Source organism: Pseudomonas sp. BIC9C (genome assembly GCF_034541995.1).
Taxonomy (GTDB): domain Bacteria; phylum Pseudomonadota; class Gammaproteobacteria; order Pseudomonadales; family Pseudomonadaceae; genus Aquipseudomonas; species Aquipseudomonas fluorescens_CC.
Map to the genome: position 1 here is coordinate 177753 of NZ_JAWDGM010000004.1, position 17921 is coordinate 195673.

The window sequence follows — 17921 nt, forward strand, 5'->3', positions numbered from 1 at the left end:
TCAGGCGGCATCAGTGTTGACTGTGCCGCCGTCTTCACGAGCAAGCCCACTCCCACAGTTGATAGGTGTGATCCGTCTTAAACAGTGTGCAGGTACCAGTTGTACTCAAGGTCCGAGATGGAGTTCTCGAACTCGGCCAGCTCGCTTTCCTTGCACGCCACGAACACATCGATGTACGTCGGGTCGATGTAGCGCGCCATGACTTCGCTGTCGTCCAGTTCGCGCAGGGCATCACGCAGGTTGTTCGGCAGGCTCTGCTCGTTCTGCTCGTAGCTGTTGCCTTCCACCGGGGCGCCCGGTTCGATCTGGTTGGTCAGGCCGTGGTGCACGCCGGCCAATACCGAAGCCATCAGCAGGTACGGGTTGGCGTCGGCACCGGCTACACGGTGCTCGATGCGCACGGCGTCCTTTGAGCCGGTGGGTACACGGACAGCCACGGTACGGTTGTCGATGCCCCAGCTCGGCGAGTTCGGCACATAGAACTGCGCGCCGAAACGACGGTACGAGTTGACGTTCGGGCAGAGGAACGCCATCTGCGCCGGCAGGGTCTCGAGCACACCGCCGATCGCGTGACGCAGCGCGGCGTTCTGCTCGGGATCCTCGCTGGCAAAGATGTTGTTGCCGTCCTTGTCGAGAATCGAAATGTGCACGTGCAGACCATTACCTGCCTGGCCCGGATACGGCTTGGCCATGAAGGTGGTGTCCATCTCGTGGTCGTAGGCGATGTTCTTCACCAGACGCTTGAGCAGGACCGCGTAATCGCACGCCTTGATCGGGTCAGCCACGTGGTGCAGGTTGACTTCGAATTGCGCCGGGGCGCTTTCCTTGACGATGGCGTCAGCCGGGATGCCCTGCTCTTTCGCGCCTTCGAGGATGTCTTGCAGGCAGTCGACGTATTCGTCGAGGTCGTCGATCAGGTACACCTGGGTCGACATCGGACGCTTGCCGGATACCGGCGAACGTGGCGATTGCGGACGACCGTTCACGTTGTCCTGGTCGATCAGGTAGAACTCCAGTTCGAACGCGGCGCAGATGGTCAGACCCATGTCGTCGAACTTGCGCACAATATTGGCCAGCACTTCACGCGGGTCGGCGAAGAATGGCTCGCCTTCGAGTTCGTGCATGGTCATCAGCAGTTGCGCAGTCGGGCGCTTTTGCCAGGGTTCGATGCTCAGGGTGCCCGGGATTGGGTAGCAGATCCGGTCGGAGTCGCCGATGTCCAGACCCAGGCCGGTGCTTTCCACCGTGGAACCGTTGATGTCCAGAGCAAACAGAGACGCCGGCAGGTTGATGCCTTTCTCGTAAACCTTATGAAGACTGGTGCGCTCGATGCGCTTGCCGCGCACCACACCATTCATATCCGCAATCAGAAGGTCGACGTACAAAACCTCAGGATGTTTCTTAAGGAATGCGTTTGCTTCGTTGAGTTGAACGGCACGCAGAGGGACCGACATGATGCACCTATTTTTTACTGTTAATTATTATGTTCACCGCCCTTTCACGAGCCCAGTCAATCCGAAAGGCAAAGTGAAGTCAATAGCGAACACTCAGCCGTTCAACGTTTATTTTCGGGCCTTTCAGAGGGCCATGAGTGCCAGAAACGCCCTCAAGCACGCATAAACCCTGAAGATCGGACGTGTGGCGTTTAGAATTTTTTACATGGGAGTTGTTAATTAAAATCAACGAGGCTAAGCTCCGGAAAAGCTCGTTCAAGTGTGAAACTTCGAGGTGATAAAAATGGCACTCAAGCCATTGATCGGCGTTACTGCGTGCGTCAAACAGATTGGCCTGCACCCCTACCACATCAGCGGCGACAAGTACTTGCGTGCTGTCAGCGTTGCGGCGCTGGGGCTGCCTGTCGTCATTCCTTCCCTGGCTGAACTGACCGAAATCGATGACCTGCTGCCGCAGCTCGACGGTCTGTTGCTGACCGGCTCGCCGTCGAACGTGGAACCCTTCCACTATCAAGGCCCCGACAGCGCCCCCGGTACGGAGCACGATCCGCAACGGGACCGCACCACCCTCCCCCTGATTCGCGCGGCCATTGCGGCTGGCGTTCCGGTCCTCGGCATCTGCCGGGGCTTTCAGGAAATGAATGTGGCGTTCGGTGGCAGCCTGCATCAGAAAGTCCATGAACTCCAAGGCTTCCTAGATCACCGCGAAGCCAACCACCCGGACCTGGCCGTGCAATACGCGCCGGCCCATGGGGTGAATGTGCAGCCCGGTGGCGTGTTCGAAGCGCTGGACCTGCCGGCGGTGTTCCAGGTCAACTCGATTCACAGCCAGGGCATCGACCGCCTGGCGCCCGGCCTGCGTGCCGAAGCCGTCGCACCCGATGGCCTGATCGAGGCGGTGTCGGTGGAGAACAGCAAGGCCTTCGCCCTCGGTGTGCAATGGCACCCGGAATGGCAGGTCCTGAACAACCCTCCTTATTTGAGTATTTTCCAGGCGTTCGGCGAAGCCTGCCGGCAACGGGCGGCGCTACGTCACTCGCGCTGACGTAAAAACACGAACAAAGGATTTTCTGCCCCCGTGGGTCAGGCGGGCGTGCCTTTGCGCGTCCGTCACCCGCGACAACAACACACTGCAATAACAACAAGTACGAAAGGCAGCCAGGATGGCGGCGCCGAATAAACCCGAACGGTATGGGTGATTTCGGTCAGCAAACGCAAATCCCTGTGGGAGCGAGCTTGCTCGCGATAGCGATGTGTCAGGCGACATCAATGTCGATTGTGCCGGCCTCATCGCGAGCAAGCTCGCTCCCACAGGGTCTGCGTTCTGAGCGAAGTTCCCGATGCGGGTTTGCAATCCACTATTAAGCCGGGCCGTGTTGGCCTGGCGACTGAAACCTGTTGGGAGTTTCACATGGCAAACGCCTCCAGCACTTACAGGAAGGCAATTGAAGGTCACCAGGCACCGAAAAAGGTGTTGGTGAAAGTCGATCGCGTCACCAAGAAATTCGACGAAACCACCGCGGTGGACGATGTGTCCCTGGAAATCCACCAGGGTGAAATCTTCGCCCTGCTCGGCGGTTCCGGCTCCGGCAAATCGACCCTGCTGCGCATGCTCGCCGGTTTCGAGCGCCCGACCGAAGGGCGGATTCTGCTCGACGGTGTCGACATCACCGACATGCCGCCGTACGAACGACCGATCAACATGATGTTCCAGTCCTACGCGCTGTTCCCGCACATGACCGTGGCGCAGAACATCGCCTTCGGCCTCAAGCAGGACCGTTTGCCAGCAGCCGAAATCGAAGCCCGCGTGCAGGAGATGCTGCGCCTGGTGCACATGACCCAGTACGCCAAGCGCAAGCCGCACCAACTGTCCGGCGGCCAGCGTCAGCGCGTGGCCCTGGCCCGCTCCCTGGCCAAGCGTCCGAAACTGCTGCTGCTCGACGAACCGATGGGTGCACTGGACAAGAAGCTGCGTTCGCAAATGCAGCTGGAGCTGGTGGAAATCATCGAGCGTGTGGGCGTGACTTGCGTGATGGTGACCCACGACCAGGAAGAGGCCATGACTATGGCCCAGCGCATCGCGATCATGCACCTGGGCTGGATCGCCCAGATCGGCAGCCCGGTCGACATCTATGAAGCCCCCGTCAGCCGCATGGTCTGCGAATTCATCGGTAACGTGAACGCCTTCGACGGCACCGTGGTTGAAGACCTGGAAGGTCACGCGATCATCCACAGCCCGGACCTGGAGCAGAAGATCTACGTCGGCCACGGCGTCAGCACCTCGGTGCAGGACAAGTCGATCACCTACGCGATCCGCCCGGAAAAACTGCTGGTCAGCACCCTCAAGCCGGAGAACCGCTACAACTGGTCCAGCGGCAAGGTGCATGACATCGCCTACCTCGGCGGCCACTCGGTGTTCTACGTCGAGCTGCCTGGCGGCAAGATCGTCCAGTCGTTCATGGCCAACGCCGAACGCCGTGGTGCGCGTCCGACCTGGGACGATCAGGTCTACGTGTGGTGGGAAGACGACAGCGGCGTGGTACTGCGCGCATGAAAACCTTCAATCAGCAATTTTTGAGGTTGGTCCCCAGCGGGCGCAAGTTCGTCATCGGGATTCCATTCATCTGGCTTTTCCTGTTCTTCATGTTGCCGTTCTTCCTGGTGATGAAGATCAGTTTTTCGGAAGCAGCCCTGGCCATTCCGCCCTACTCGGAGATCTACACCTACGCCGAGCAGAAATTCCAGCTGTTGCTCAACATCGGCAACTACTCCCTGCTGGGCGAAGATGAGCTGTACCTCTCCGCCTACCTGGGTTCGTTGAAGGTCGCGCTGTTCAGCACCCTGATGTGCCTGGTGATCGGTTTCCCGATGGCCTACGCCATCACCAAGGCCAGCAAGGAAGCGCAGAACGTCCTGATGCTGCTGATCATGATGCCGACCTGGACCGCGATCCTGATCCGCGTCTATGCGTGGATGGGCATCCTGAGCAACAACGGTTTGCTCAATGCCTTCCTGCTGTGGACCGGGCTGATCGATCACCCGATCGAGATCCTCAACACCAACACCGCCGTCTACATAGGCGTCGTATATGCGTACCTGCCGTTCATGGTGCTGCCGCTGTACGCCAACCTGGTCAAGCACGACCAGAGCCTGCTGGAAGCCGCATCGGACCTGGGTTCGAGCACCTTCAACAGCTTCTGGAAAATCACCGTGCCGTTGGCCAAGAACGGCATCATCGCCGGCTGCATGCTGGTGTTCATTCCGGTGGTCGGTGAGTTCGTGATTCCGGAACTGCTCGGCGGTCCGGAAACCCTGATGATCGGTCGAGTGTTGTGGCAAGAGTTCTTCAACAACCGCGACTGGCCGGTGGCATCTGCCCTGGCGGTGGTGATGCTGTTGATCCTGATTGTGCCGATTCTGCTGTTCAACCGCAGCCAGGCCAAAGAGATGGAGGCACGGGGATGAAACGCTTCGGATTTTCAAAGTTCATGCTGATTTTCGGCCTGTCGTTTATCTACCTGCCGATGCTGATCCTGGTGATCTACTCGTTCAACGCCTCGAAGCTGGTGACGGTGTGGGGTGGCTGGTCGATCAAGTGGTACGCCGGCCTGCTCGACAACTCGCAACTGATGGGTTCGGTGGTGCGTTCGCTGGAAATCGCCTGCTACACCGCCGTCGCGGCGGTGGCCCTGGGTACATTGGCAGCGTTCGTGTTGACGCGCGTCACGCGCTTCAAGGGTCGTACCCTGTTCGGTGGCCTGGTCACCGCGCCGCTGGTGATGCCTGAAGTGATCACGGGTCTGTCGCTGTTGCTGCTGTTCGTGGCCATGGCGCAGTTGATCGGCTGGCCGCAGGAACGCGGCATCGTCACCATCTGGATCGCCCACACCACGTTTTGTGCGGCCTACGTGGCGGTGGTTGTCTCCGCCCGCCTTCGCGAGCTGGACCTGTCCATCGAAGAAGCGGCCATGGACCTGGGTGCGAAGCCGTTCAAGGTGTTTTTCCTGATCACCATTCCGATGATCGCGCCGTCACTGGCGGCCGGCGGCATGATGTCGTTCGCCCTGTCGCTGGACGACCTGGTGCTGGCGAGCTTCGTGTCCGGCCCGGGTTCCACGACCCTGCCGATGGAAGTGTTCTCGGCGGTGCGTCTGGGGGTCAAACCCGAGATCAACGCCGTGGCCAGCCTGATTCTGCTGGCAGTGTCGATCGTGACCTTCATGGTCTGGTACTTCAGCCGTCGTGCCGAAGAAAGCCGCAAGCGCGCGATCCAGGAAGCCATGGACCAGACCGCCAGCGAATCCTGGCAACAACCGAAAAAGCAAATGGCAGGCGCGACAGCCTAGTGCCCCCCCTGTAGGAGCGAGCTTGCTCGCGATGGACGTACACGATGACGTGGGCTGTCTGAATCAACGCGGCGTCCTTGTGTTTTTCGCGAGCAAGCTCGCTCCTACAAAGGAGCGCTCTTGCCACTGGTTTTGTGTTTTGTATAAAAAAATGGAGTTGTACCGATGAAAATGTTTGGCAGGACTCTGCTGACACTGTCCTTATTGGGCGCAATCGCCACTGGCGCCCAGGCCAATGACAAGGTTCTGCGCGTCTACAACTGGTCGGATTACATTGGCCCGGATACCGTCAGGAAGTTCGAAGACGAGACCGGCATCCAGGTGACCTACGATGTGTTCGACAGCAACGAAACCCTTGAAGCACGCCTGCTGGCGGGAAAATCCGGCTACGACATCGTCGTGCCGTCCAACAGTTTCCTGGCCAAGCAGATCAAGGCCGGCGTCTACCAGACGCTGGACAAATCAAAGCTTGCGAACTGGAAAAACCTCAACCCGGTGCTGCTGAAGAACGCCTCCGCGAGCGATCCCGATAACGCCCACGCCATCCCGTACATGTGGGGCTCGATCGGCATCGGCTTCAACCCGCAGAAGGTCAGGGAAGTGCTCGGCACCAACGCCCCGACCAATTCCTGGGACCTGCTGTTCAAACCGGAAAACGCCGAGAAGCTAAAAGCCTGCGGCATCAGCTTCCTCGACTCGCCGACAGAAATGATCCCGACCGCCCTGCACTACCTGGGCTACCCGGTGAACGATCAGAACAAACAGCACATCGCCGAAGCCGAGGCGCTGTTCATGAAGATTCGCCCGAACGTGGCGTACTTCCATTCGTCGAAATACATCTCGGACCTGGCTAACGGCAACATCTGCGTGGCCGTGGGTTACTCCGGCGACGTGCTGCAGGCCAAGGCCCGCGCCCAGGAAGCCGGGGACAAAGTGAAGATCGACTACAGCATCCCGAAAGAAGGCGCCGCCAGCTTCTACGACATGCTCGCCATCCCGCGCGATGCCGCCAACGTCGAGAACGCCTACCTGTTCATGAACTTCCTGATGCGCCCCGACGTGATCGCCGACATCACCAACAACATCGGCTACAGCAACGCCAACGCGGCGGCCACACCGTTGGTCGATGAGGCGATCCGCAACGATCCGGGCTCCTACCCGCCGGAAGCGGTGATGGCCACGCTCTATGCCGTGCCGGACCAGCCGATCGCCATCCAGCGGATCATGACCCGTGGCTGGACCAAGGTGAAACTCGGCCAATAATCCAGAACACCACCGATCCAGTGTGGGAGCGGGCTTGCTCGCGAAAACGGTGTGCCAGCCACCATAAATGTTGAAGGTGATGGCCTCTTCGCGAGCAAGCCCGCTCCCACAAGGATCCAACCATTTCCGTTCACGCAGCGCCTTACCACCGCTGCCTCTCCTGCAGTAGAACGGCCTCACCTGGGCTCCCTCGGTCAAGGTGAAGTTTGGCGCCCTCGGGCGCCTTTTTTATTGGGGATCAATCAAAGGCCATTCGGCCAGCGCCCGATAGCGCCCCTTGTGGGATTCGAACAGGGTGAAGCGCTCGGCACGCAGGAAGAATTGCGGTGCGGTCGCGGGCTCCGGCACCGGCGCCCGATACTGCCGTGCCAGGGTCAGGTGCGGACGGTATTCCCTGGGTGCTTCCTCCAGACCGAACGGCAACATCGCCTGCTCCAGCGCATACACCAATCGCAACAATGCCGGGGACGCCTGCTCCGGCGCGAGCACCAGCGCCCCTGCCCTGCGCCACACATCCAGCCGGTCCAGCACCACCGTCAAGCGCTCGCCCGGTGTGCGAATAGACGCCGCAGCGATGCAGATGTCGGAAATCTGCGCCACACCCACAGCGCCCAAAAACTTCAGCGTCAGGTGAAAGTTTTCCGCCGGCACCGGCCGTCCATTGCGCAGTTGCAGCGCACTGCGCCACTGGGCGATGTCCCGGCGCTGGGCAGGCGCGCAATCGAGCGCAAAGAACAGACGCTTGAACGGCTCGCGGGACTCTTCATTCATGCCGGACACCTCCAGGGAAGACTGCCTGAGTGTACTCAACCCTCGCGTACCGGCCAGCGCATTTCTGGCGCCGTCCGGCAGGCGCGTTATAGTTCTAGGGGGCGTTCTCAATCAGTTTTCACACCGCGCCGGGTTGTGCCTTAAAGCGGAGGGGGCGATGCGACAGATCCTCAGCAAAGAGCCATGGTGGGCCAGACCGCCCGAGCCAGGTCAGGATGAACTCAAGCTGGAATGGGGCTGGCTGGTGCATTACAGCGAAGGTGAGCCGCGCTTCGAGTTCATCCGCGAGCGGCCGACGGACGAAGAAATCCAGCAGCGCAAGAGTTGCAGGATCACCCCGACGCCGGAGTGATCCCAGGGCCGGCGTCAGACTTCGAGGAGTATTTCAAACCCGCCATACACCAGGCGCTGACCGTCAAACGGCATCGGATTGACGTTCGGCTGCATGCGCGGGTCCTGCATCATCCTGTCCATCCCGGCATTGCGGGTGGCCTTGTCCGGCCAGATGATCCAGCCAAAAGCCACGGTTTCGCCGTCCTTGAGTTTCACCGCCAGCGGGAACGAGGTGACCTTGCCTTGCGGCACGTCCTCGCCCCAGCATTCGACCACGCTCAAGGCACCGTTTTCCTTGAAGATCGAGGCGGCGATTTCGGCGTGCTTGATGTATTGCTCACGGTTGGCGGTGGGTACGGCAGCGATAAAACCATCGACGTAAGACATGAGTGCTCTCCTTGGGTCATGGGGTGTGCTGCTGGATAGTCGATTGCGCTGGCGTCCGATCGACAGTGCCGGTGCCCAAACCGACCGGCGGTGCAGTGCGGTCCGCCAGGCTGCCTTCGATCTGCGCCGCCATGTAAAGCGTGGCGGCCATGACGCCGCTGGTCGGGCTCTGCACCAGTTTGGTCCAGACCTTGTCGAAGGTATTGCCCAGGCTACGGCGAATCAGCGCCTCGCTATCGGGCCGGTCAAAGGCCTGGATGAATGCGCGAATGCCAGCCACCCCTAGCGTGATCAAGCCACCGGCCAGTTTCCCGGTCGCTGCGGCCACGGCGCTGGCGGCCCCGCGCGGGGCCATCTCGGCTTCCATGCGCCGGCTGGCGCGCCTGGCCACCGGCGCCATCGCGATGTCGGTCGAGCCCACGCCCTTGTCGCCACCGGCCTTATGGACTTTGTCGATCAGCGCGGCGAAGGCCGGCAAGGAGTTCAGCGGTTCGGTGTGCACGACCTGGTACAACGAGGCGTCCCTCGTCGGCGGAGGCCCGAGGGCGATGGCCGGGACTTTCTGGATGCGCCCGTTGAGCTGGGCCATCGGCACGCCGTGGCGGTGGGAGATTTTCTGCAGCTCTTCCTTGAGGATATCGACATAGAACGCCGCTGCCAGGCCGAGAATCGCATCGGGATCGACTTCCACGGCCGCCGGGGCCAGGACCTTCTCCTGATAGGCTTCGAGCAGGTACGCCGCCAGGTGTTTTTCCACGGCGTCCTGCTCACCCTTGGCGCTGATGGTGTACCAGCTGACCTTCATCGACAGCCATTCCTGGGTCCAGTAACTGCTGAACCACGGAATGAAATTCTGTTCGGTCAATTCATAGACCCGTGTGCGCCAGTATTCCATGGCGCCGCGGGCGTAGATTTTGGTCTCCTCGGTCGCCGCCTGCGACGCGGCGACGATCTCCCGGTCCACTTGTTGCCAGGTGCTGGCAGGAACAACGATGACCGGTGCCACTTCCACTGGCGCGCGCACAGGCGTAGCACACCCCGCCAACACCACCAGCACGGCAATGATCAGCGAACGCAGGTTCAAGATGGTGGTTTCCTGCAGTTGGTACCGGGCGGAATGCCTGACACACGAAACTTTCGGTTTAAGTATAGGTGGCGGTGTCCCGGAGCCCGCGAAAGGGTCCGCATCAATAGCGAAAAAACCACCATCACTTGCGTCGATAATCACCATCGCCGCGATTGCCTTCCGCTTGATGGCTGTCAGCGTAGGATCGATCCCAGGCCAACACGAAACCCCGAATCGGAGGGGAACATCATGCTGATCCATTTGCTGACCTGCCTGGCCCTGACGGCGCTCACATTGGGTGTGTTTTCCTGGTACGTCTTGAGCGAGGAGCAAACGTCATGATTCACACCGTCACCCTCGCCGTGCATTTTCCGGTGTTTGGCAACAATTTCTACGCGCAGGAATTCGAGTCACGTAAAGAGTTGACTCTGATGTTCGACAAAAATTTCGAGGCATTGCTGATTCCGGCAGCCGATCATCACTTCAGCAACGAAGTGGTCGGACTCAATGATCAGTTCCGTTTTTTGAATGATGTGCTGGTCGAGCATCTACTGGATGTCGAGCTGGCAAAAGGCTCGGCCCGTTCGTTCGGGTTCTGACAGCGACCGCCGGTCGCCCGGGCACGAACGGGAACCGCTCACAACGTTCGCTGGCTATTGCCAATCCCCTTGGCAATATCGATCCCCCAATCCATCGCCGCCTCCATGTCCATCATGTGCGGCCGTGGATCGTGGTTTTCATTGATGACCGTGCCGTCCGGCCGATACACGCCGATGAACATGCCCAATGAACCGTCCTTCAAGATCTCGGCCTTGACTTCGATCCGGCATCCGTTCGACAGCGTTTCCTTGTGGACCTCATGGCGCTCAGTCATTGCTGCTTTCCTCCCGCCTGTGGATTGCGAGCCTACCGGCAATGCTAGCTCAGCCCCCGCAAATGCGCCGACCCGCTGGACCAGAGGACTGCCCTGGCAGCGGCGCAAGGCCACCTATACTCAAGACCACCTCCCCCCAGGGGATCTGCACGTTCAACAATAAAAAGCAGAGGTGGAACATGGTCTGGCAGCAAGTCTACGATCCGTTCGGCAACCCGGTGCTTTCAACCATCATGGCCGCCGTACCGGTGGTGGTGATGCTGGCGTCCCTCGCTTTTTTCCATGTCAAGGCGCACCTGGCGGCGTTGCTCGCCCTGACCTCGGCCTTGCTGATCGCGATCTTCGCCTTCGGCATGCCGGCAAACATGGCTGGCACGGCGGCGCTGTTCGGTGCAGCCAACGGTCTGCTGCCGATTGGCTGGATTGTGTTGAACATCATCTTCCTGCACCGCCTGACCACCGAGAACGGCTCGTTCAAGGTGCTGCAAGACTCCCTGGCACGCATCACCGATGACCGACGCCTGCAATTGCTCCTGATCGCCTTCTGCTTCGGTGCGTTTTTCGAAGGTGCGGCCGGTTTCGGTACGCCGGTGGCGGTGACTGGCGCGATTCTGATCGGCCTGGGGTTTTCGCCGCTCGCCGCTTCAGGGCTGGCGCTGATCGCCAACACCGCCCCCGTGGCGTTCGGCGCCCTCGGCACGCCGATCATCACCCTGGCCAAGGTCACCGGGCTGGATGAAATGGAACTGTCGATGATGGTCGGCCGACAGTTGCCGTTCTTCTCGGTGCTGGTGCCGTTCTGGCTGATCTGGGCCTTCGCCGGCTGGCGCAAGATGCTGGAAATCTGGCCGGCGATCCTGGTGGCCGGGGTCAGTTTTGCCGTGCCGCAGTTCCTGGTGTCCAACTATCACGGGCCGATGCTGGTGGATGTGATCGCCGCGCTGATTTCCATGGCCTGCCTGACCGGTTTCCTCAGGGTGTGGAAGCCGGCCACGGTACACACTTCCGCCGCCCTGTCCGGCCGGGTCGACAACTCGAAGATCGATGCCGAGCACGACGAAAAGCCCGTACCGACTGCAACCTTTGCCAATGAGGCAAAACCGGCCGTGATGCGTGCGTGGATGCCGTGGATCATCCTCACGGTCTTCGTGTTCATCTGGGGCACCCAGGGCTTCAAGAACACCTTCGACACCCGCCCTGCCATCGACCCGCAAACCAGCGCTGCCAAGCTCGATCCCCAGGGTAAACCGCTGCGCGAGGCGAATCCGGTGTTTGCGCCGGTCGTGACCTTCACCACCCTGCACCTGCAGGTCGAGAAAGTCCCGCCCGTGGTGCCCGCGCCGAAAACCGAAGAAGCGGTGTACAAGTTCACCTGGTTCACCGCGACCGGCAGCGGCATTCTGCTGGCGGCGATTGTCGGCGGCTTGCTGATGGGTTACTCGATCCCGCAACTGATCCGCCAGTACCTGCGCACCCTGTGGGTGGTGCGTTACTCGCTGATCACCATTGCGGCAATGCTTGCCCTGGGCTTCCTCACGCGCTACTCCGGCCTGGATGCGACCATGGGCCTGGCCTTCGCCGCGACGGGCATCTTCTACCCCATGTTCGGCACCCTGCTCGGCTGGCTCGGCGTGGCGTTGACCGGTTCGGACACCGCATCCAACGTGCTGTTCGGTGGCTTGCAACGGGTGACTTCCGAGCAGTTGGGCATCAGCCCGGTGCTGATGGCCGCCGCCAACAGCTCCGGCGGGGTCATGGGCAAGATGGTCGACGCCCAGTCGATCGTGGTCGCCTCCACCGCCACCCGCTGGTACGGCCATGAAGGGGAAATCCTGCGCTACGTGTTCTTCCACTCGATCGTGCTGGCGATTCTGGTCGGCGGACTGGTGACGTTGCAGGCCTACGTCGCGCCGTTCAGCCATATGGTGGTGGGCGGGCATTAAATCGACCCCTTGTGGGAGCGGGCTTGCTCGCGAAGGCGGTGTGTCAGGCGACAGTTGTGTTGAATGTGTCGCCGCCTTCGCGAGCAAGCCCGCTCCCACATGGTCCGTCGTGCAGACAAACATCCCAATGGACAGCCGGCCGTCTCAGGCCAATGATGAAGGTCAGTGGCCTCCAGCGAGAATCATCGACCCATGAACATTCTCTACGATGAACGCGTTGACGGCGCCTTGCCCGACGTCGACAAAGAGGTGCTGTTGCACACCCTGAAAACCCGCTTGCCGAATCTGGAAATCCTCCATCAGCAGGAGGAACTCAAGCCCTACGAATGCGATGGGCTCTCGGCCTATCGCACCACGCCGATGCTGGTGGTGCTGCCCCGATACATCGACGAAGTGCAAGGGGTGCTGCGCGTCTGCCATGAACGGCACGTCCCCGTCGTGGCCCGTGGTGCGGGCACCGGTTTGTCCGGTGGCGCCTTGCCTCTGGAGAAAGGCGTGCTGCTGGTGATGGCGCGCTTCAACAACATCCTGCACATCGACCCCGCCGCCCGTACTGCGCGGGTTCAGCCCGGCGTACGCAATCTGGCGATTTCCCAGGCGGCGGCACCGTTCGGCCTGTATTACGCGCCGGATCCGTCCTCGCAAATCGCCTGCTCCATCGGCGGCAACGTGGCGGAAAATGCCGGTGGCGTTCACTGCCTGAAGTACGGCCTGACCGTGCACAACGTGCTGAAGGTCGACATCCTCACCGTCGACGGCGAGCACCTGAGCCTGGGCTCCAACGCCCTCGATGCCCCCGGTTTCGACCTGCTGGCGCTGTTCACCGGCTCCGAAGGCCTGCTCGGGGTCATCACCGAAGTCACGGTCAAGCTGCTGCCCAGACCCCAGACCGCCAAAGTGCTGCTGGCAGCATTCGACTCCGTGGAAAAAGCCGGCCGTGCCGTTGGCGACATCATCGCCGCCGGCATCATCCCCGGTGGCCTGGAAATGATGGACAACCTGGCCATCCGCGCCGCCGAGGACTTCATCCACGCCGGTTATCCGGTGGACGCCCAGGCCATTCTGCTGTGCGAGCTCGATGGTGTCGAAGCCGATGTTCAGGATGACTGCGACCGGGTGCGCCAGGTACTGCAAACGGCCGGCGCAATCGAGTTGCGTCAGGCGAAAGACGAAGCCGAACGCGTGCTGTTCTGGGCCGGGCGCAAGAATGCCTTCCCGGCGGTGGGTCGCCTCTCGCCGGACTATTACTGCATGGACGGCACCATTCCCCGTCGCGAACTGCCCGGCGTGCTGCGGGCCATCGCCGAGCTCTCGGACGAATACGGTCTGCGGGTGGCGAACGTGTTCCACGCCGGCGACGGCAACATGCATCCGTTGATTCTGTTCGACGCCAATCAACCCGGTGAACTTGATCGGGCCGAAGCCCTGGGCGGCAGGATTCTGGAGTTGTGCGTGAAGGTCGGCGGCAGCATCACCGGTGAACACGGCGTGGGCCGCGAGAAGATCAACCAGATGTGTGCGCAGTTCAACAGCGATGAACTGACCCTGTTCCATGCCATCAAAGCCGCCTTCGACCCGAGCGGCCTGCTCAACCCCGGCAAGAACATTCCGACCCTGCACCGCTGCGCCGAATTCGGTGCCATGCACGTGCACGGCGGACAATTGCCCTTCCCTGAGCTGGAGCGTTTCTAATGCGCAGCCCTGAAGATTTCGATGACAGCCAGTCGCTGCTGGAACAGGTCAATCAGGCACTGGAAAACGCCACGCCGTTGCGCATCCAGGGATCCAACAGCAAGGGCTTCCTCGGCCGTACCACGGCCGGGGAAATTCTCGATACCCGCTCGCACCGGGGCATCGTCAGTTACGACCCCACCGAACTGGTGATCACCACCCGTTGCGGCACGCCGTTGGCGCAACTGGCGCAGGTGCTGGATGCCGCACAACAGATGCTGCCCTGCGAACCGCCGGCCTTTGGCGACAGCGCCACGGTCGGCGGCATGATCGCCTGCGGGCTGTCCGGCCCACGGCGTCCGTGGTCCGGCTCGGTGCGCGATTTCGTACTCGGCACACGGGTCATCACAGGGCAAGGCAAGCTGTTGCGCTTCGGTGGCGAGGTGATGAAAAACGTCGCCGGCTACGACTTGTCGCGCCTGATGGCCGGCAGTTACGGCTGCCTCGGGCTGATCACTGAAGTCTCGCTCAAAGTGCTGCCCAAACCCCGACAATGCCTCAGTATCAGCCTGGAAATGGACACCGCGCAGGCCTTGCTGCGCCTGGCGGAATGGGGGCAGCAGCCGTTGCCGATCAGTGCCGCTTGTCACGACGGTTCACGCCTGCACCTGCGACTCGAGGGCGGTGAAGGTTCGGTGGCGGCGGCCCATGATCGCCTCGGTGGCGAACGGCTGGACGCTTCATACTGGGACGATCTCAACGAGCAGCGCTTGAGTTTCTTCGATGAAGACCAGCCGCTTTGGCGCCTTTCACTGCCGCACAACACGCCATGCCTGACGCTGCCGGGCCGCCAGTTGGTCGACTGGGGGGGCGCCCAGCGCTGGTTGAAGTCCGATGCCGAAGCAGCGTTCATCCGCCAGGTCGTCGAAGAGGTCGGCGGCCATGCCACCTGTTTCAGCCACGGCCTGACCGACACCCCGTTCCAGCCGCTGCCCCCGGCCCTGATGCGTTATCACCGCAACCTGAAACAACAACTCGACCCACGAGGCATCTTCAACCCCGGACGCCTGTACGCGGAACTTTGAACCATGCAGACGACCTTGAGTGAAAGCGCCAGCCATCTACCCCGCGCCGCAGAAGCCGAAAGCATCCTGCGCACCTGCGTGCACTGCGGGTTCTGCAATGCCACGTGCCCGACCTATCAATTGCTCGGCGATGAACTGGACGGACCGCGGGGCCGCATCTACCTGATCAAGCAAGTGCTGGAAGGCAACGACGTCACGCAAAAGACCCAACAGCACCTGGACCGCTGCCTGTCGTGCCGCAACTGCGAAACCACCTGCCCGTCGGGCGTCGATTACCACAACCTGCTGGACATCGGCCGGGCGGTGGTCGATGCGGCGGTGCCGCGCCCGCTCGGTCAGCGCCTGTTGCGCGAGGGGTTGCGTCAGACCGTGCCGCATCCCGATCTGTTCAAGAGCCTGATCAATAGCGGTCAGGTATTCCGTGCGCTGCTGCCCGGCCCCCTGCAAAGCAAGTTGCCGCGCAGAATCTACCCGGCCAAGCCACGACCCATGACCGTCCGTGAGCGTCAGGTGCTGATGCTCGAAGGATGCGTACAGCCCAGCCTATCACCCAACACCAATGCCGCGGCGGCGCGGGTGCTGGACCGCCTGGGGATCAGCGTCATCGCGTCCCGCGAAGCCGGTTGCTGCGGTGCCGTGGACTACCACCTGGACGCCCAGGCCGCCGGCCTCGATCGTGCCCGGCGCAACATCGACGCGTGGTGGCCGAGCATCGAAAAAGGTGCCGAAGCGATTGTGCAGACGGCCAGCGGTTGCGGCGCCTTCATCAAGGATTACGGCCACCTGCTCGCCAGCGACCCGGCCTATGCCGACAAGGCGAAAAAGGTCAGTGCGCTGGCCCGGGACCTGGTGGAAGTGTTGCGCGACGAACCGCTGGAGCAACTCGGCATCCACGCCTCGCAGCGCCTGGCGTTCCATTGCCCCTGCACCTTGCAGCACGGGCAGAAACTCGGCGGTGCCGTGGAGGCACTGCTGACCGGGTTCGGTTTCAACCTGACGTCCGTTCCCGACGGGCACCTGTGCTGCGGTTCGGCGGGCACCTATTCACTGACCCAGCCCGAACTGTCGCGACAACTGCGCGACAACAAGCTCAACGCCCTGGAAAGCGGCCATCCCGAAGTCATTGTCACGGCCAACATCGGCTGCCAGTCGCACCTCGACGGCGCGGGCCGAACCCCCGTGCGGCACTGGATCGAACTGGTCGAAGCCGCCCTGCCTTAACCGAACCCCGGAGATGCCCATGAACCGCAAAGCCGTCCTGAGCCAGGCCGAAGTCAGCCGGATCATCAAAGCCGCCCGCGCCGAAGCCCAGGCCAATCAATGGGCCGTGACCATCGTGGTAGTCGATGACGGCGGCCACCCGCTGGCCCTCGAACGCCTCGACGGCTGCGCGCCGGGCAGCGCCTATATCGCTACCGAAAAGGCACGCACCTCAGCCCTCGGGCGGCGCGAATCGAAAAACTATGAGGACATGATCAACGGTGGGCGCTACGCTTTTCTGTCAGCACCCTTGCTGACCTCGCTGGAGGGTGGCGTGCCGATTGTTTTCGATGGCCAGGTGATTGGCGCTGTCGGGGTGTCCGGGGTCAAGCCTGAGCAGGATGCGCAAATAGCGAAGGCCGGTGTGCAGAGCTTGAAATAAAATTTTGCATCACCCCGGCCCCTGTGGGAGCGGGCTTGCCCGCGATGAGGCCATCACAATCAACATCGATGGCGACTGACCCACCGCTATCGCGGGCAAGCCCGCTCCCACAGAGGTTGTGTTGAACCAGCCGAGAGGAACTCCGCCGATGACCCGCCTCACAGCCAAAGACTTTGCCCCCGAATTGCTGGAACTCTACGACTACTACGCCCACGGCAAGATCGACCGTCGGGAGTTTCTCGATCGCGCGGCGTTATTTACCTTCGCAGGTCTGACAGCTGGAGCCCTGCTCGCCGCGCTGAGCCCCAACTATGCGCTGGCCGAGCAGGTCGCGTTCACCGACCCGGAGATTGTTGCCGAGTACATCACCTACCCCTCGCCCAAGGGCCACGGCCAGGTTCGCGGTTATCTGGTGCGTCCGGCCAAGGCCACCGGCAAAGTGCCGGCAGTGGTGGTCGTGCACGAAAACCGCGGGCTCAACCCGTACATCGAAGATGTGGCCCGGCGGCTGGCCAAGGCCGGTTTCATCGCCCTCGCCCCGGACGGCCTGAGTTCGGTCGGCGGTTATCCGGGCAATGACGACAAGGGCCGCGAGCTTCAGGCCACGGTCGATCCGGAAAAGCTGATGAACGACTTTTTCGCCGCCGTCGAATGGATGATGAAACACCCTGCCGCCAACGCAAAAGTCGGCATCACCGGATTCTGCTACGGCGGTGGCGTGACCAACGCCGCTGCCGTGGCCTATCCGGAACTGGGTGCCGCCGTGTCGTTTTATGGTCGCCAGCCAGCGGCCGAGGACGTGCCCCGCATCAAGGCCCCGCTGATGCTGCACTACGGCGAGCTGGATACGCGGATCAACGAAGGCTGGCCAGCCTTTGAGAAAGCGTTGAAGGCCGGGGGCAAGACCTATGAGGCCTACATTTATCCGGGCTGCAATCATGGTTTCCACAACGACTCCACGCCGCGCTTCGACGAGGCGGCGGCGAAACTGGCGTGGGAGCGGACGCTGGGGTGGTTTCGCAAGTATCTGGTTTGAATTGAAGTCTGGGGTCGGCAGGACCGGCCCCTTCGCGGGCAAGCCCGCTC

18 protein-coding genes are annotated in these 17921 nt (G+C 61.6%); 13 read left to right on the forward strand and 5 right to left on the reverse strand.

All coding sequences use genetic code 11. From position 1 onward, the window contains the following. Positions 1–77 precede the first annotated feature (77 nt). The gene (locus RS887_RS18615) at positions 78–1454 is read right to left on the reverse strand and encodes a glutamine synthetase family protein (protein ID WP_322616488.1); all 1377 of its coding nucleotides are present in this window, start codon (positions 1452–1454) and stop codon (positions 78–80) included. 283 nt (positions 1455–1737) lie between these two features. On the opposite strand from RS887_RS18615, the gene RS887_RS18620 reads away from it, so the two are divergent. From RS887_RS18620 to RS887_RS18640, 5 genes are all read left to right on the forward strand, one after another. Beyond that, positions 1738–2499: a gamma-glutamyl-gamma-aminobutyrate hydrolase family protein gene (locus RS887_RS18620; protein WP_322616489.1), complete on the forward strand. Its 762-nt coding sequence runs from the start codon at positions 1738–1740 to the stop codon at positions 2497–2499. Between the two features lie 366 nt (positions 2500–2865). Next, positions 2866–4008: a polyamine ABC transporter ATP-binding protein gene (gene potA, locus RS887_RS18625; protein ID WP_008019692.1), complete on the forward strand. Its 1143-nt coding sequence runs from the start codon at positions 2866–2868 to the stop codon at positions 4006–4008. Further along, the gene (locus RS887_RS18630) at positions 4005–4919 is read left to right on the forward strand and encodes an ABC transporter permease subunit (RefSeq protein ID WP_322616490.1); all 915 of its coding nucleotides are present in this window, start codon (positions 4005–4007) and stop codon (positions 4917–4919) included. Before potA ends, RS887_RS18630 begins: the two co-directional genes overlap by 4 nt. Continuing rightward, complete coding sequence (locus tag RS887_RS18635) at positions 4916–5800, forward strand: ABC transporter permease subunit (protein ID WP_322616491.1); 885 nt, start codon at positions 4916–4918, stop codon at positions 5798–5800. The genes RS887_RS18630 and RS887_RS18635 overlap by 4 nt, the downstream gene beginning before the upstream one ends. Before the next feature lie 165 nt (positions 5801–5965). Then, a complete protein-coding gene (locus RS887_RS18640) occupies positions 5966–7063 on the forward strand; it encodes a polyamine ABC transporter substrate-binding protein (protein WP_322616492.1) in 1098 nt (365 codons plus the stop codon). A 228-nt stretch (positions 7064–7291) separates the two neighbouring features. Here RS887_RS18640 and thpR read toward each other — a convergent pair whose 3' ends face one another. Next, positions 7292–7834 (reverse strand): RNA 2',3'-cyclic phosphodiesterase, encoded by a 543-nt coding sequence (gene thpR / locus RS887_RS18645; RefSeq protein ID WP_322616493.1) that lies wholly within the window; start codon positions 7832–7834, stop codon positions 7292–7294. 157 nt (positions 7835–7991) lie between these two features. Between thpR and RS887_RS18650 the strand changes: the two genes are divergently transcribed. Continuing rightward, positions 7992–8186 (forward strand): hypothetical protein, encoded by a 195-nt coding sequence (locus RS887_RS18650; RefSeq protein WP_111286898.1) that lies wholly within the window; start codon positions 7992–7994, stop codon positions 8184–8186. Between the two features lie 14 nt (positions 8187–8200). Here the strand turns inward: RS887_RS18650 and RS887_RS18655 are convergent, their stop codons facing one another. Together RS887_RS18655 and RS887_RS18660 are read right to left on the reverse strand one after the other, a co-directional pair. Then, on the reverse strand, positions 8201–8554 hold the full coding sequence (locus RS887_RS18655) for a DUF1428 domain-containing protein (protein ID WP_322616494.1): 354 nt from the start codon (positions 8552–8554) through the stop codon (positions 8201–8203). 16 nt (positions 8555–8570) lie between these two features. Then, a complete protein-coding gene (locus tag RS887_RS18660; RefSeq protein ID WP_322616495.1) occupies positions 8571–9638 on the reverse strand; it encodes a hypothetical protein in 1068 nt (355 codons plus the stop codon). Between the two features lie 320 nt (positions 9639–9958). Here RS887_RS18660 and RS887_RS18665 point away from each other — a divergent pair, with 320 nt between their 5' ends. Then, positions 9959–10219, forward strand: a complete 261-nt coding sequence (locus RS887_RS18665; RefSeq protein ID WP_322616496.1) for a hypothetical protein — start codon at positions 9959–9961, stop codon at positions 10217–10219. 38 nt (positions 10220–10257) lie between these two features. On the opposite strand, the gene RS887_RS18670 is transcribed toward RS887_RS18665, so the two are convergent. Continuing rightward, positions 10258–10494, reverse strand: a complete 237-nt coding sequence (locus RS887_RS18670; protein ID WP_008019682.1) for a hypothetical protein — start codon at positions 10492–10494, stop codon at positions 10258–10260. Between the two features lie 179 nt (positions 10495–10673). Between RS887_RS18670 and RS887_RS18675 the strand changes: the two genes are divergently transcribed. The 6 genes from RS887_RS18675 to yghX all read left to right on the forward strand — a co-directional run bounded on the left by RS887_RS18675 (position 10674) and on the right by yghX (position 17871). Next, positions 10674–12437 (forward strand): L-lactate permease, encoded by a 1764-nt coding sequence (locus RS887_RS18675; protein ID WP_322616497.1) that lies wholly within the window; start codon positions 10674–10676, stop codon positions 12435–12437. 192 nt (positions 12438–12629) lie between these two features. Next, complete coding sequence (gene glcD / locus RS887_RS18680; RefSeq protein WP_322616498.1) at positions 12630–14129, forward strand: glycolate oxidase subunit GlcD; 1500 nt, start codon at positions 12630–12632, stop codon at positions 14127–14129. Beyond that, a complete protein-coding gene (glcE, locus tag RS887_RS18685) occupies positions 14129–15193 on the forward strand; it encodes a glycolate oxidase subunit GlcE (RefSeq protein ID WP_322616499.1) in 1065 nt (354 codons plus the stop codon). Before glcD ends, glcE begins: the two co-directional genes overlap by 1 nt. A gap of 3 nt (positions 15194–15196) precedes the next feature. Further along, positions 15197–16414: a glycolate oxidase subunit GlcF gene (glcF, locus tag RS887_RS18690; protein WP_322616500.1), complete on the forward strand. Its 1218-nt coding sequence runs from the start codon at positions 15197–15199 to the stop codon at positions 16412–16414. Positions 16415–16433: 19 nt separating this feature from the next. After that, positions 16434–16835 (forward strand): heme-binding protein, encoded by a 402-nt coding sequence (locus tag RS887_RS18695; RefSeq protein WP_322616501.1) that lies wholly within the window; start codon positions 16434–16436, stop codon positions 16833–16835. A 148-nt stretch (positions 16836–16983) separates the two neighbouring features. Next, positions 16984–17871, forward strand: coding sequence for a YghX family hydrolase (gene yghX / locus RS887_RS18700; protein ID WP_322616502.1), 888 nt, complete (start codon positions 16984–16986; stop codon positions 17869–17871). Positions 17872–17921: the final 50 nt, after the last annotated feature.

Excerpts from the sequence above, each read along its gene's own strand:
- RS887_RS18615 (WP_322616488.1), bottom strand. The coding sequence starts at position 1,454 with ATGTCGGTCCCTCTGCGTGCCGTTCAACTCAACGAAGCAAACGCATTC.
- RS887_RS18620 (WP_322616489.1), top strand. The coding sequence starts at position 1,738 with ATGGCACTCAAGCCATTGATCGGCGTTACTGCGTGCGTCAAACAGATT.
- potA (WP_008019692.1), top strand. The coding sequence starts at position 2,866 with ATGGCAAACGCCTCCAGCACTTACAGGAAGGCAATTGAAGGTCACCAG.
- RS887_RS18630 (WP_322616490.1), top strand. The coding sequence starts at position 4,005 with ATGAAAACCTTCAATCAGCAATTTTTGAGGTTGGTCCCCAGCGGGCGC.
- RS887_RS18635 (WP_322616491.1), top strand. The coding sequence starts at position 4,916 with ATGAAACGCTTCGGATTTTCAAAGTTCATGCTGATTTTCGGCCTGTCG.
- RS887_RS18640 (WP_322616492.1), top strand. The coding sequence starts at position 5,966 with ATGAAAATGTTTGGCAGGACTCTGCTGACACTGTCCTTATTGGGCGCA.
- thpR (WP_322616493.1), bottom strand. The coding sequence starts at position 7,834 with ATGAATGAAGAGTCCCGCGAGCCGTTCAAGCGTCTGTTCTTTGCGCTC.
- RS887_RS18650 (WP_111286898.1), top strand. The coding sequence starts at position 7,992 with ATGCGACAGATCCTCAGCAAAGAGCCATGGTGGGCCAGACCGCCCGAG.
- RS887_RS18655 (WP_322616494.1), bottom strand. The coding sequence starts at position 8,554 with ATGTCTTACGTCGATGGTTTTATCGCTGCCGTACCCACCGCCAACCGT.
- RS887_RS18665 (WP_322616496.1), top strand. The coding sequence starts at position 9,959 with ATGATTCACACCGTCACCCTCGCCGTGCATTTTCCGGTGTTTGGCAAC.
- RS887_RS18670 (WP_008019682.1), bottom strand. The coding sequence starts at position 10,494 with ATGACTGAGCGCCATGAGGTCCACAAGGAAACGCTGTCGAACGGATGC.
- RS887_RS18675 (WP_322616497.1), top strand. The coding sequence starts at position 10,674 with ATGGTCTGGCAGCAAGTCTACGATCCGTTCGGCAACCCGGTGCTTTCA.
- glcD (WP_322616498.1), top strand. The coding sequence starts at position 12,630 with ATGAACATTCTCTACGATGAACGCGTTGACGGCGCCTTGCCCGACGTC.
- glcE (WP_322616499.1), top strand. The coding sequence starts at position 14,129 with ATGCGCAGCCCTGAAGATTTCGATGACAGCCAGTCGCTGCTGGAACAG.
- glcF (WP_322616500.1), top strand. The coding sequence starts at position 15,197 with ATGCAGACGACCTTGAGTGAAAGCGCCAGCCATCTACCCCGCGCCGCA.
- RS887_RS18695 (WP_322616501.1), top strand. The coding sequence starts at position 16,434 with ATGAACCGCAAAGCCGTCCTGAGCCAGGCCGAAGTCAGCCGGATCATC.
- yghX (WP_322616502.1), top strand. The coding sequence starts at position 16,984 with ATGACCCGCCTCACAGCCAAAGACTTTGCCCCCGAATTGCTGGAACTC.